General features: G+C 39.8%; 12 protein-coding genes. 5 read left to right on the top strand and 7 right to left on the bottom strand.

Features of this window, described 5'->3' with window-relative positions; translation table 11 throughout:
- Nucleotides 1-29: 29 nt before the first annotated feature.
- From KDU71_RS04710 to KDU71_RS04685, 6 genes are all read right to left on the bottom strand, one after another.
- Nucleotides 30-764: a tetratricopeptide repeat protein gene (locus KDU71_RS04710; protein WP_244828190.1), complete on the bottom strand. Its 735-nt coding sequence runs from the start codon at nt 762-764 to the stop codon at nt 30-32.
- A gap of 12 nt (nt 765-776) precedes the next feature.
- Complete coding sequence (locus tag KDU71_RS04705; RefSeq protein ID WP_244828188.1) at nt 777-1,826, bottom strand: VWA domain-containing protein; 1,050 nt, start codon at nt 1,824-1,826, stop codon at nt 777-779.
- 73 nt (nt 1,827-1,899) lie between these two features.
- A complete protein-coding gene (locus tag KDU71_RS04700) occupies nt 1,900-2,895 on the bottom strand; it encodes a vWA domain-containing protein (RefSeq protein WP_244828179.1) in 996 nt (331 codons plus the stop codon).
- Nucleotides 2,892-3,932, bottom strand: a complete 1,041-nt coding sequence (locus KDU71_RS04695) for a hypothetical protein (protein ID WP_212188757.1) — start codon at nt 3,930-3,932, stop codon at nt 2,892-2,894. Before KDU71_RS04695 ends, KDU71_RS04700 begins: the two co-directional genes overlap by 4 nt.
- The gene (locus KDU71_RS04690; RefSeq protein WP_212188756.1) at nt 3,933-4,799 is read right to left on the bottom strand and encodes a DUF58 domain-containing protein; all 867 of its coding nucleotides are present in this window, start codon (nt 4,797-4,799) and stop codon (nt 3,933-3,935) included. It lies immediately after the preceding gene.
- A gap of 81 nt (nt 4,800-4,880) precedes the next feature.
- Nucleotides 4,881-5,876 carry an AAA family ATPase gene (locus KDU71_RS04685; protein ID WP_212188755.1) on the bottom strand — a complete coding sequence of 332 codons (996 nt, stop codon included), beginning with the start codon at nt 5,874-5,876 and terminating at the stop codon, nt 4,881-4,883.
- Between the two features lie 331 nt (nt 5,877-6,207).
- Here KDU71_RS04685 and KDU71_RS04680 point away from each other — a divergent pair, with 331 nt between their 5' ends.
- Both KDU71_RS04680 and KDU71_RS04675 read left to right on the top strand, forming a co-directional pair.
- Nucleotides 6,208-7,074, top strand: a complete 867-nt coding sequence (locus tag KDU71_RS04680) for a histidinol-phosphatase (RefSeq protein WP_212188754.1) — start codon at nt 6,208-6,210, stop codon at nt 7,072-7,074.
- A gap of 53 nt (nt 7,075-7,127) precedes the next feature.
- Complete coding sequence (locus KDU71_RS04675) at nt 7,128-7,322, top strand: (2Fe-2S)-binding protein (protein ID WP_212188753.1); 195 nt, start codon at nt 7,128-7,130, stop codon at nt 7,320-7,322.
- A gap of 39 nt (nt 7,323-7,361) precedes the next feature.
- On the opposite strand, the gene KDU71_RS04670 is transcribed toward KDU71_RS04675, so the two are convergent.
- Nucleotides 7,362-8,576 carry an S-adenosylmethionine:tRNA ribosyltransferase-isomerase gene (locus KDU71_RS04670; protein WP_212188752.1) on the bottom strand — a complete coding sequence of 405 codons (1,215 nt, stop codon included), beginning with the start codon at nt 8,574-8,576 and terminating at the stop codon, nt 7,362-7,364.
- A gap of 113 nt (nt 8,577-8,689) precedes the next feature.
- On the opposite strand from KDU71_RS04670, the gene KDU71_RS04665 reads away from it, so the two are divergent.
- The 3 genes from KDU71_RS04665 to KDU71_RS04655 form a co-directional block, all read left to right on the top strand.
- Complete coding sequence (locus KDU71_RS04665) at nt 8,690-9,706, top strand: Smr/MutS family protein (RefSeq protein ID WP_212188751.1); 1,017 nt, start codon at nt 8,690-8,692, stop codon at nt 9,704-9,706.
- Nucleotides 9,707-10,258: 552 nt separating this feature from the next.
- Nucleotides 10,259-10,918 (top strand): hypothetical protein, encoded by a 660-nt coding sequence (locus KDU71_RS04660; RefSeq protein WP_212188750.1) that lies wholly within the window; start codon nt 10,259-10,261, stop codon nt 10,916-10,918.
- Between the two features lie 293 nt (nt 10,919-11,211).
- Nucleotides 11,212-12,380: Ig-like domain-containing protein (locus KDU71_RS04655; RefSeq protein WP_212188749.1), on the top strand; the 1,169-nt coding region annotated here is incomplete at its 3' end.

Below are 12,380 nucleotides of genomic sequence, written 5' to 3'. Positions count from 1 at the left end.
TTAGAGTGTTTTGTGCAAAAATAGTACTTCTACCAATTTTTTTCTGTTTTTGTTCGTTGTCCAGCTTTGGCTTTACGCAGTTTTTTTTGCAATTCATTTTCATCCTGCTGGATGGCATTGAGTAAACGCTGTGCATCCTCTTTCGACATCTGCTCAGAAGGCTGTTGCTGGTTCTGCTGATTTTGCTGCTGCTGTTGCTGCTGCTGTTGATCTTGCTGTTGCTGGTCTTGTTGCTGTTGGTCTTGTTGCTGATCCTGCTGTTGCTGTTGATCCTGCTCCTGCTGGTCCTGTTGGTCTTGCTGATCTTGCTGATCTTGGTTTTGCTGCTGTTGATCCAGCAACTTCTGAACAGCAATCAGGTTGTAGCGGCTATCATGGTCCTCAGGGTTGTTGCGCAACGCATTTTTATATGCTTCCAGGCTTTCCTGTAGTTTTTGCATGGCAAAGTAGCTGTTACCCATGTTGTGGTACACCTGTGCCAGTTTTTCAGGCTCTTGCTCGGTACCTGCTAAAATCTGAAACTGGTCCAATGCTTCATTAAATTTTTCCTGCTTATATAATGCATCACCCAAATTAAATTGGGCTTCGAAGGAATTATCTGTTTTATCAAGTGCTTTGCGGTATTCAATTTCCGATTCGAGAAAGGCCGAGTCGGAAAAATGAGAGTTACCACTTCTGATAAACTTGCGCTCATCCTGCGCTTTCAGGTTAAAGACCCCAAGAAGCAGAATAGCTATTAATGTGATATATTTTAAATTCATCATACCCGTTAATCTTTACTCTTTGTTATCTTTTACCTCAAATATATTGATGTGCTTTAAACGTCTGTTCTTCCTTTCTAGAATAATAAATTCAAGAATAATCAGTAATAAGGCAAAGGCGGCAAAATACTGAAACTGATCGTCATAATCGGTATACACCTTGGCTTCCAGTTCCGATTTTTCTAACTGGCTTAACTCATCTACCAGGTTGTTAATGCCATTGCGAATATTATTGGCGGGAATATATGCACCATTGCCTGTAATGGCTACTTTTTGAAGCGTTTCTTCATCCAGTTTTGAGATGACCACATTCCCATCTTTGTCTTTCATAAAGTCGTTACTGCGCCCTTCAGCAACAGGTATAGGTGCTCCCTTAGGTAAACCCATCCCAACAGTATATATTTTTATCCCTTTATCGGCCGCCATTTTAGCAGCTGCCACCGGATCATCCTCGTGGTTCTCACCATCGGTTATTACAATGATGGCCCTGTTGATGTCTTCCTGAGTTGTAAACGAGCTGATACCTTTATTGATGGCGGAGCCAATTGCGGTGCCTTGTGTACCAACTACATCAGTGTTTATAGAATTCAGAAACATCTTCGCTGATGCATAGTCTGTGGTGATTGGTAATTGAACGTATGCCTCACCAGCAAAGACAATAAAACCAACTCTGTCGTTCTGCAGTTTATCAATGAGTCGGGATATCGCTCTTTTAGCCCGCTCCAGTCGATTGGGCTCTATATCCTGTGCCATCATACTATTGGATACATCCAGGGCTACAATCAATTCAATACCTTTTCGTTTGACGGTTTGCAGTTTACTACCATACTGTGGTCCTGCAATGGTTATGATGAGCATAATGAAGGCCAGCAGCAGAATATAAAACTTAACCGTAGGACGCTTAAAGGACACATTTGGCATCAGATCATTAAGTAGCTCTACATTACCAAATTCCTCTAGTGCCTTTCTGCGTCTTTTAGCCAGGTACAAATGGATAAAGGCCAGGGCAGGAATCAGCAAGAGTAAATAGAGCGCATCCGGATGTTCAAACCTGAATATATTCATTTTATCTTGTTCTTTACAGTCGTTAGTGGCGCCTGAATAACTTTCATTATTGAGGCTGTTGCTTGTTTAATTATTAAGGTAGATTTCTGAAAACGGTGCTACGCATAAATATCTCCAACATAAGAAATAAACCGGCAAAGGCTGCGAACCACCAGTATTCCTCTTTACGTTTCGTATACTCGCGTACTTCTATTCTTGTCTTCTCCAATAGGTCAATCTCCTTGTATATTTCATCTAGTTTTTGCTTGTCGGTAGCTCTGAAATATCTGCCGTCAGTTAAATCAGCTATGCCTTGCAATAACTCTTCATCGATCTTAACTTCCATTTGCTGATATTGCTTACCAAAAACGGTTTGCATGGGGAAGGGCGCCATGCCGTTGGTGCCAACACCGATAGTATATACTCTAATACCAAAGGTTTTTGCTATTTCGGCTGCGGTCATCGGAGCAATTTCTCCACGATTGTTCTCACCATCCGAAACTAATATGATCACCTTGCTTTTCGCTTCGCTATCTTTGATGCGCTGCACAGCTGTTGCCAATCCCATGCCAATAGCAGTACCGTCCTCCAAATCACCCATGTTGATATCCCTAAACAGGTTCTGGAGTACATTGTGGTCCGTTGTCAGCGGGCACTGGGTAAAACTTTCAGCGGCATATATCACCAATCCAATTTTATCATTCGGACGTCCTTTAATAAATTCTGCAGCTACCTCCTTGGCTGCTTCCAGGCGATTGGGTTTAAAATCTTCAGCCAACATACTACCTGATATGTCCAGGGCCATCATAATGTCAATCCCCTCAGTAATCTCGTTTCTGAAACTGTTGCTCGATTGCGGACGAGCCAGAACAAAGATTAAAAGAATGATGCTAAGGACACGAAAGACAAACAGCAAATGACGTAAATATACTTTATTGGAGGTGGGGGCCTTTGCAAATCCTCTCAGTGTTGAAATTTTAAGCGAGGCCTGCATGCCCTTTTGCTTCCAAACGTACCAGGCTATATAGGCAGGTACAATCAGCAGTAACCAAAAAAAGTAAGGTTGTGTAAATGTTATATTATTCATCATCGCTCACTACTGTTTGATACATTAAGCACTTCATTTTCCTTATTAAGCATTGCCTCTTTCTCTTCTTCCAGTGACTTTATTTCTTCCAGTTTTGTTTGATTCACAAAAAAGAAGGCATTGATCATGCTTAAGTCATTTTCATCTGGCAAAGGCTCGTGCTTGGCAAACTTCACCAAGTCCGAAGTAATTAATATTTGTCTGAGGTTATCAATTGATTTGCCATCTCTGAAATCAATGCCTTTGAACGAGTCCATTATTTCATCGGTAGTTTGCTCCATGGCTCTTATTTCAAAGCGCTCTTCTATATAATGCCGCAATGTATCAGATACCCCGGAGTAATATTCTTTGATGCGATTGTGTTGCCAAAGCTTCTCCTGCTTAATTTTATCCAGCGCCTCCAATGCCTTAACATGGGGAGGAATCACTGGTGCAGGTTTAGCAAAAATCTTAACCGGCACTTCTTTGCCAAAATATCTGAGTATAATAAATGTTACTATGCCGGCAAGTAGAATAATGCCCAGCACCCATGGCAGGTATTTGTACAATTCCGACAGATGGAATGGTGCCTGCATGGGTTGTTTAATATCTACAATACCTTTTTGCGGATCCACTTCATCAAACGGATTAACTACCATTAATGCCATTGGTTCGGTCTGAATAGCCTTACCCAATTTTTGGCTGGCTTCCTCAAATACAATGGGTGGAATATAGTGTAACCCACTATCAAAAGATGTAATTCTTAAACTCTGTTCAATCAAATAACGACCGTTCTCTTTGTTTAAGGTATCAATCTGACTTGCCCTGACTATCTCAATATTCTTTGTAATGGTATCGGTTAATAGCGGGAAGTTCAACTCCATATTATCAGGCTGGCTCAATTGCAATTTCAAGTCAATTTGCCCACCAATAAATATGACAGTTGAATCCATTTCTGCTGAAACAGATACATTCTGAGCACTTGCGTTATGCACAACTCCGGGTAAAAGAATCAGAAAAGATACTAATACACGAGATATATGTTTTTTTATACGATTCATTTATATACGTTTTTTAAATAACGATATCAGCGCTTTTACATAGTCGTCATCGGTACGAACCGACACATTATCGACACCGCACTTGCTGAAAAGCCTGCGGGTGGTCTCATCGGTTTCGCGCCACCATTTACTGTAGGCCTCTCTTACGGCTCTATTAGATGTGTCTGCCCAATGGTATTGACCGGTTTCGGCATCTTTCAGCTTAATCATGCCGATGGATGGTATTTCTGTTTCCCGCTTATCATACACCTTTAGGGCTACTACATCGTGCTTTTGATTGGCAATCTTAAGGGCATCCTCAAAATCATCATCAATAAAATCAGAAATAATAAATGCCGTGCAACGCTTTTTAATGGCGTTGGTCAGATATTTTAGTGCTTCCGAGATGTTGGTTTCGCGGTGCTCAGGTGTAAAGGTGATAAACTCGCGAATGATATGCAGTATGTGCTTTCGGCCCTTCTTAGGCGGAATGAATTTCTCTATCCGGTCGCTAAAAAAGATGACCCCAATCTTATCGTTATTCTGGATCGCCGAGAAAGCCAGCACAGCGGCCATCTCGGTTATGATATTCTTTTTGTATTTGAATGAGGTGCCAAACTCGCGCGAGCCAGAAACATCAATCATCAGTAAAACGGTCAGCTCTCGCTCTTCTTCAAACACCTTGATATATGGATGATTGAAGCGGGCAGTTACGTTCCAGTCAATGTTACGTATGTCATCGCCATATTGGTATTCACGCACTTCACTAAAGGTCATACCGCGGCCCTTAAATGCCGAGTGGTATTCGCCGGCAAAAATATTGGCCGATAAACCCCTGGTTTTAATCTCTATCTGGCGTACTTTCTTTAATAAATCAGTTGCTTCCAATCTAAACTCGTTTAGAAGTTAAACAAAATGTTTCGTAATCATAGGAAGCTATTAGCTAATGGCTAGTAGCAGCTGCTATCGCTATGGTACTTCAACCTGATTCAATATTTCGCTGATAATTTCTTCTGATGTGATGTTATTGGCTTCGGCTTCGTACGATAAGCCAATACGGTGACGTAATACATCGTGACAGATAGCACGCACATCTTCCGGAATCACATAGCCGCGGCGCTTAATAAAAGCATAGGCTTTTGAGGCCATAGATAAACTGATACTTGCACGAGGTGAAGCACCATACGAAATCATGTCCTTAAATTTCTCCAATCCATATTGCTCAGGGTAACGCGTAGCAAAAGTGATATCAACAATGTACTTTTCGATCTTCTCGTCCATGTAAACATCTTTAACCACCTGGCGCGCTCTGATGATATCCTCAGGCTTCAGGATGGTTGATGCTTTTGGGAATGTTTTAGCCAGGTTATGACGGATGATCATCTGCTCCTCATCTTTCTTAGGATAGTCAAGCACCAGCTTAAGCATAAAACGGTCAACCTGTGCTTCGGGCAATGGGTAAGTACCTTCTTGCTCAATAGGGTTTTGTGTGGCCATCACCAAAAATGGTTCGTCTAGCGGGTAGGTGGTTTCACCAATGGTCACCTGGCGTTCCTGCATGGCTTCTAATAAAGCACTTTGCACTTTAGCAGGGGCACGGTTAATCTCATCAGCCAATACAAAGTTGGTGAAGATTGGTCCTTGCTTAACAATGAACTCTTCTTTTTTCTGGCTGTAAATCATTGTACCTAATAAGTCGGCAGGCAACAGGTCAGGTGTAAACTGAATTCGCGAGAACTTAGCGTCAACAATAGTTGCCAATGTGTTAATAGCAAGTGTCTTTGCCAATCCGGGAACACCTTCCAAAAGAATATGGCCATCAGATAATAAGCCAATTAAAAGACCTTCGACAAGGTGCTTCTGCCCAACAATAACCTTGTTCATTTCCATTGTTAACAAGTCAACAAAAGAGCTTTCTTCTTTAATGCGTTCGTTTATCGCTTTAATGTCTACGGATTGTTCCATGATGATTATTTTATTTATCTGTTTTTTTTATATTTTTTGAATATTTATCTCGTTACTTTCAAATAAACACAATATTGGGCTATTCAAATATTTGATGTTCGTTAATTTTTGTTAAGCAATAGCCATTTTAACTAAGCTTTAACTTCTCTTTTTCTGACATTAAACCAATATGTTTTAGCCATGCGCAAATGATGAGTAAGCAAAAATAGCAGGATTTTAGGACTATCCGAATTATATGCCCTTAGTTTTAGACTCTACTATAGGTGCGGGAGTTCTGTCATTGTCATTTTAAGAATTTATTAACACTTTTGTCAGCCTTAAAATTATTGGCATGAAATATTTCAGTTATCATACGCATTCTTCCTTTTGTGATGGTAAGGCTAGTGTTGAAGAGGTGTGTATCAGCGCTATCGAACAAGGTTTATCATCACTCGGTTTTTCCAGTCATGCCCCGGTTATGTTTGAAACTGCCTGGGCTATGCGTTTTGAGGATTTATCGGCGTATGTGAAAGAGGTGGAGCGATGTAAAATTAAGTATAAGGATCAAATTAAGATTTACCGTTCGCTTGAAGCTGATTATATCGGAGAAGGAAGGAGCATTCCGTTCAATGAATTGCGTAAGCTAGGGCAGTTGGACTACCTGATTGGTTCGGTTCATTTGGTGACTAATCCTGCTAAGCATGATGGTTTGTGGTTTTTAGACGGACCATCAACTAACTATGACAAAGGAATTGAGCAATGTTTTGATGGTGATGCCAGAAGAGCGGTTGAACAATATTTTGCGCAAATAAGAGAAATGGTTCAGTTACAGCAGCCCGATGTGATTGCGCACATGGATAAAGTTGTCATGAACAACAAGAATGGCTATTTTTTCGAGTCAGACTCGTGGTACAAAGATGCCATGGAAGAAACCTTGCAGGTAATTGCAGCATCTTCTGTAATTGTTGAAGTGAATACAAGAGGTATCTACCGGGGAAAATACCATACTTGGTTTCCAAATGAAAATGTTATTCAGCGTTGTGTTGAACTCGATATTCCTTTGACTGTTTCTGTCGATGCACATCATCCTTCTGAATTATGCTCAGGTTTTAGCGAGGCGGCAGCTGGATTGAAATCGGCCGGATGTGAATACCTCAGTGTTTTTGAAGGGAAAGCATGGAAACAAATTCCTATTAGTGATGTTATTTCAGATAAATAGAAAGCCTTGGATTATCCCTGGCAGTATTTAATCTAAAAATTTAAGAAACAACCATGTTTGATGATAATGATTTTGTTTGCAGACATATGCAGCTGACAAAAGCTGATATTATAAAAGTGATAAGAGAAAAGGATATCACCTCTTTTGAAGATCTTCAGGATGAAACGGATGTGGCTACTGTATGTGGTAGCTGTGTGGCTGATATTGAAGAAATTCTGGAGGATGAGATTGCCAAACGCGAAATGTAAAAAATAGGGCGCCGTTTAAAGTGCCCTTTGTTTTTTAGTCTACTCTTGTTCGATCATCAATAGTGAGCTGTCTCCATAGCTGAGAAAACGAAAATCATTATTGAGCGCATAATTATAAATATCTTTCCACCGATGACCAACAATGGCTCCAATCAGCAGTAGCAGGGTGCTTTGTGGCTGGTGGAAATTAGTTACAAGGCCATTAATAAGTTTAAAGCGATAACCAGGCACAATAATAATGGCTGTTTTACCAGCTAAATAGGCTAGGTTGTTGTTGGTCATATATTCGAGGAGTGCAGCTAACGCCTCCTTTGTTGTGTAGTTCACCTTCAGGTTATACGGATCCCATTGTTCAATGCCGTTGGTAATGCTATGTCCGGTTAGCAAACGAACGCCATACCAATAGAGGCTCTCAAGTGTTCGTACCGATGTAGTGCCAACGGCAATCAGCTGTTGTTCGTTAGCGATAAGCCTTTCTAACGCATCCCTTTCGATCACGAAATGTTCCGTATGCATTTCATGGCCTGCAATTTCCTCCGATTTGACTGGCTTAAAAGTACCTGCACCAACGTGAAGGGTTACGTTCAGTAACGAGTGGCCATTATCGGTGAGCATTTTAAGAATGTCCTCCGTGAAATGCAGACCAGCAGTTGGTGCAGCAACCGAACCCTGGTGCTCTGAATAAACCGTCTGATAGCGATCTTTATCAATGTCTTCAGTTTCACGATTCAGATATGGAGGAATAGGTGTTAGACCGATGTGCTCAATTATTTCGGCAAACGATATCTGTGGGTTATCCCAGCTAAACTTAATTGAATAGGCATCGCCCATGCGTTCGCCTTTTTCTATTTGTAGCAGTGTTGTTTGGCCGTCAATTGTAAATGATTGAGACAATGGTTCGTTTTTCCACTTACGTGCATTGCCCACAATACATTTCCAGCTTGTTGCTGTTCGGCTGTCAAAGGACATTTGTACTTCAGCAGGCAATAATGGTTCCAGGCAGAATATTTCTATTTGAGCGCCGGTATGTTTCTGAAAACGTAATCGAGCTCTGATGACTTTGGTATTGTTAAACGCCAGCAGTGCTTTAGGTGGAAGTTCTTCAGTGATGTTTTTGAATAAGTCTTCCCTGATTTCCTTATTTTTATAGATAAGAAGTTTTGATGCATCCCTGCTGTTTAACGGATACTTGGCAATGCGTTCGTCGGGCAAATGGTATGTGTAATCACTTATAGATATATTCGGCTTAATCATATTCAGCATTTTTGGCGCGACAAATTTAGTTAACTTTGTGCGACTGCACCAAATCAGGTGTTAGTTGTTAAGATAATTTGTCAAAAAAAATCAAACTTTTAAATCGGTAAATTATGAATGTGAAGGCAGGTGATGTGGTTCGCTTTTTAGATATAAGTGGTGGAGGTGTTGTGGTGCGTGTTGATGGTAAGCTGGCGTATGTGGAAGATGAAGATGGCTTTGAGGTACCCGTGCTTATCAGTGAATGTGTTGTTATTAAAGAAGAGCCACCCAAAAGCGATAGTAATGTAGCAGCTAGTGCGGTTGCGGAAGAAGTAGAGGAGTATGAATACATTGAAGAGGTGGGTGATGATTCAGCACCACAATTCTATATAGCCTTCTTGCAAGGCGATAAGCCGGGCCAGGCATCTGGTGATTTGCGAATCCAAGCTGTAAATGATAGCAATTACTTCGTGTTTTATACAATTAGCAATCTTCGTAAAGATGGCAGCCTTGATTTGTTCTATCACGGAGAGGTGGAGCCAAATACAAAAGTAGCGCTTGATAAGTTGGCAGTGATGCAGCTGGATGATCGTCAATGGCATGTTAATCTTATACTGTTTAAGAAAGGAAAAACATATAAAAATATAGCACCGATTGCTGAAGTTTTGAAAATTAAAGCACCACGATTTTTAAAGGATAATGTTTTTGCTGATAATGCCTATTATCACGAAAAGGCCGTTTTGCTACCAGTGATAAAAGGTGATCTGGAACGTAAGATAGAGGCCTTGAGTGAACGTGAAATAAAGAAAGCCAGAAAGGAAAAAGATCATCAACCCGTACGAAAGAAGATCAAAAGGCGCGATGACGATAAAATGCTTGAAGTGGATTTACATATTGATGAGCTGATTGATTCCATAGCAGGTCTGAGTAAAGGGGAGATAATTACGATACAATTAGATAAGTTTAAGCAAGTGATGGATCATAATAAGCAGAATCGTGGTAAAAAAATTGTTTTTATTCATGGTGTTGGCAATGGCAAGCTTAAGAGTGAACTGCGCAAACTGCTCGAACGTCAGTATAAAAAACATGCATTTCAGGATGCCTCTTTTCAGGAATATGGTTATGGGGCGACCATGGTGATTATTTAGAGAGTTATATAGTAGATAATAATATTAGCCGTCTGAATTTGGTTTCAGGCGGCTTTTTTTTAATGTCTTGGTTGGAAATAATTGCCAGCTAATTTCGGTAAGGCCTGTTTGTATTGCAAGCAGGCTTTTTATTTGATGTAATCTCATCATCGTCAATCTTCTCTAGCTTCAATTGCGGTTTAAACCTTGATGTAACTAGTGACTTGCTAATTGTATATTCTATTTTCAAGATGGAGTGATTCGATAATAAGTAATAGTTGAAGAAAATTTTAAATTTGAATTAACCTATTATAATAACTACGAAGTCTTTTTTAAATTAAATTATACCTAAATGAATAATGTAATAATCTACCGTATATGAATAGTTATCTAAGGTAAATTTTGAATAATGATATAATTAGTTGTGTAGATACATTTATAAAATAGAAAAATGAAATTATAAATTAGAGTTAAAATAATTTGCATAATTAAAAAATAATTTAAAACATTTATATGATATTATATAATTTGACTTCTATTATTAACAAATAGATAAGTTAAAATAGTTAGAATATGCATTATACAAAAAATAGCATAGCAAACTATCAATCTGGAGTAGAGCTTTTGCTTTACAATAGTCTGAATCAGCAGTCGGTTAAGAATACTGTCACTCAATTTGGTTATAGTGAGGATGAACTGAACCATATTTATAACCTTAATCGGGAGTTGGCTGGCATTGTCACTGCCGTTGAGCAAGCAAAAAGCCATAAAAGGCTTGTCTTTCGAGATAAGAATGCGCTATTGGCAGGTATCAAAAAGGATTATATGCGCTGTCTTAAACTTGCTCGAATAGTTTTGAGTGAAGATTTAAAGGCCGCTGAAGCTCTGATGTTAAATGGTTCTAGGGCAAGGACCTATAATGAATTGCTGTTTCAAATAAGTGCTTTTGTGTCCAATCTGATGAATAATTCCAGTTGGCTCAATGCGCTTAACGTTTATAATATTAGTACAGAAACTATCCGTGAGTTGCAGGAGCGTTTGAAGCAATTGGGGCAGCTTTCTGATAAATGTCTGGAAGCTCAGGGCGAGGTGCGTCGTTTGACAGACCTAAAGAAGAAGAAGTTGGTAAATATGCAGCGTTATGTAAGTGACTATGTGAAGGTGGTTCGTATTGCTCTCGAAGAGAAGCCTAAGCTTTTAAGCAGTTTAGGTATTGGCGCTAAAAGAGAATAGAATGTAATATGGAAAACTGAACTGAAGAAAAAGCCAAATAATGCCTTTAAAGGCGTAACATCTGTACAGTGTTAACGTAAAAAACGTAATTGTTTAAGAATGAACGTTGCTGTTAGCTCTGTATGAGACGGTGTTATATGTCTGTAAAGTTAGAATTAGTCTGCATTTATGGGCTGTTAATAAAAATATTAAAAGATTGCGGTCGATTCTTAATGGGTTTCGGTAACGATGTTATATTTTTAATGCTGTGTAGAAGGGTAGAGAAGTTGGGGGCAGAAATAAACTCAAAGTTTATGAAAAGAATGTTACTTTTTAGGTTTAGATGGTTTGTAAGTCTGGTTATTGCACTGGTGAATATTAGTGCTTTCGCTCAGGATATATCTAAGAAAGAATTACGTCAGGCCACGAATTATTTTACAGAAAAGCGGGTTAGTTATGGTCTGCCAGTGTTAAAAGGCGCTCGTCCAGGTAATCCTATTTCAAGTTTAGGCGATAAGTATTGCTCTGATGCTGGCTTTGTTGATATCGTACCTGATAATGTCGATGCCGATGCTGTAACTATAGAGTGGACAATTACAACCATCGTTGGTTCATCTGAAGAGCACCCTGATTGGGCCGAATATGTAGGAACAGGTCAAAGTACGGTATTGAGGTTTTATCCTGATAGGGTAACATCGGACTACTATAACGTTCCTATTTACTTTGAATATATACAAAAAAATAACCTTGGGTTTATTGTTGATACAGAGTGGGATTATACATATGTTTATCAAACACCCACTGCCTTTGATTTAAGTCCTGCTACAGTTGATATATGCGCAGGAGAAGATGCTACACTTACATTAAGTGGCTCTGAAACTGGCATGGAATATCAGTTATTTGATAGCGGTGATAATCCGATTGGCTTTCCGGTAAATGGAAATGGAAGCCCAATTAGTTTTATTGTTAATGCAACTGAGACTTATCGGGTAGAGGCTGTTAATGGTACGGAAAGCACATGTGCCGCTGTAATGAATGGTACATCTACTGTCACAGTTAATCCTTTACCAGTGCCTGTTGCCTCCAATGGAGGCGATGTTTGTTTAGGAGAAGATATTCTGCTGTATGCCGATCCGGATGGGATGGCCAGTTATACCTGGACCAATGCAGGTGGTACTGAGGTTGGTACCAATCAAGATATAACATTATCTTCAAGCGATTATGGCGTAGGTACTCATATATTTACACTTACAATTGAAGATGTGACTACTTGTGTAAATTCATCTACCACAAGTGTTACCGTTTCAGGAAATCCAGTTGTAGCACCATCCTACAATGCGCCGGTTTGCGATGGAGGAAGTTTAGTGATTAGTGCTAATGCATCAGGAGGTTCAGGAACCTATACTACTTATACCTGGACAAAAGGCGGAGTTGTAATTGGAGGTGAAACAGGTGCTACCTTAACCATCGACCCGGCTGATGT

This window comes from Carboxylicivirga sediminis (assembly GCF_018156225.1).
Taxonomy (GTDB): Bacteria; Bacteroidota; Bacteroidia; order Bacteroidales; family Marinilabiliaceae; genus Carboxylicivirga; species Carboxylicivirga sediminis.
The sequence above is the reverse complement of the archived record's forward strand: the minus strand, read 5'-3'. Positions and strand labels throughout refer to the sequence as shown.

Coding starts and splice junctions, on each gene's coding strand:
- KDU71_RS04660 (WP_212188750.1), top strand. CDS start 10,259: ATGCATTATACAAAAAATAGCATAGCAAACTATCAATCTGGAGTAGAG.
- KDU71_RS04685 (WP_212188755.1), bottom strand. CDS start 5,876: ATGGAACAATCCGTAGACATTAAAGCGATAAACGAACGCATTAAAGAA.
- KDU71_RS04710 (WP_244828190.1), bottom strand. CDS start 764: ATGATGAATTTAAAATATATCACATTAATAGCTATTCTGCTTCTTGGG.
- KDU71_RS04695 (WP_212188757.1), bottom strand. CDS start 3,932: ATGAATCGTATAAAAAAACATATATCTCGTGTATTAGTATCTTTTCTG.
- KDU71_RS04680 (WP_212188754.1), top strand. CDS start 6,208: ATGAAATATTTCAGTTATCATACGCATTCTTCCTTTTGTGATGGTAAG.
- KDU71_RS04700 (WP_244828179.1), bottom strand. CDS start 2,895: ATGATGAATAATATAACATTTACACAACCTTACTTTTTTTGGTTACTG.
- KDU71_RS04705 (WP_244828188.1), bottom strand. CDS start 1,826: ATGAATATATTCAGGTTTGAACATCCGGATGCGCTCTATTTACTCTTG.
- KDU71_RS04665 (WP_212188751.1), top strand. CDS start 8,690: ATGAATGTGAAGGCAGGTGATGTGGTTCGCTTTTTAGATATAAGTGGT.
- KDU71_RS04675 (WP_212188753.1), top strand. CDS start 7,128: ATGTTTGATGATAATGATTTTGTTTGCAGACATATGCAGCTGACAAAA.
- KDU71_RS04670 (WP_212188752.1), bottom strand. CDS start 8,576: ATGATTAAGCCGAATATATCTATAAGTGATTACACATACCATTTGCCC.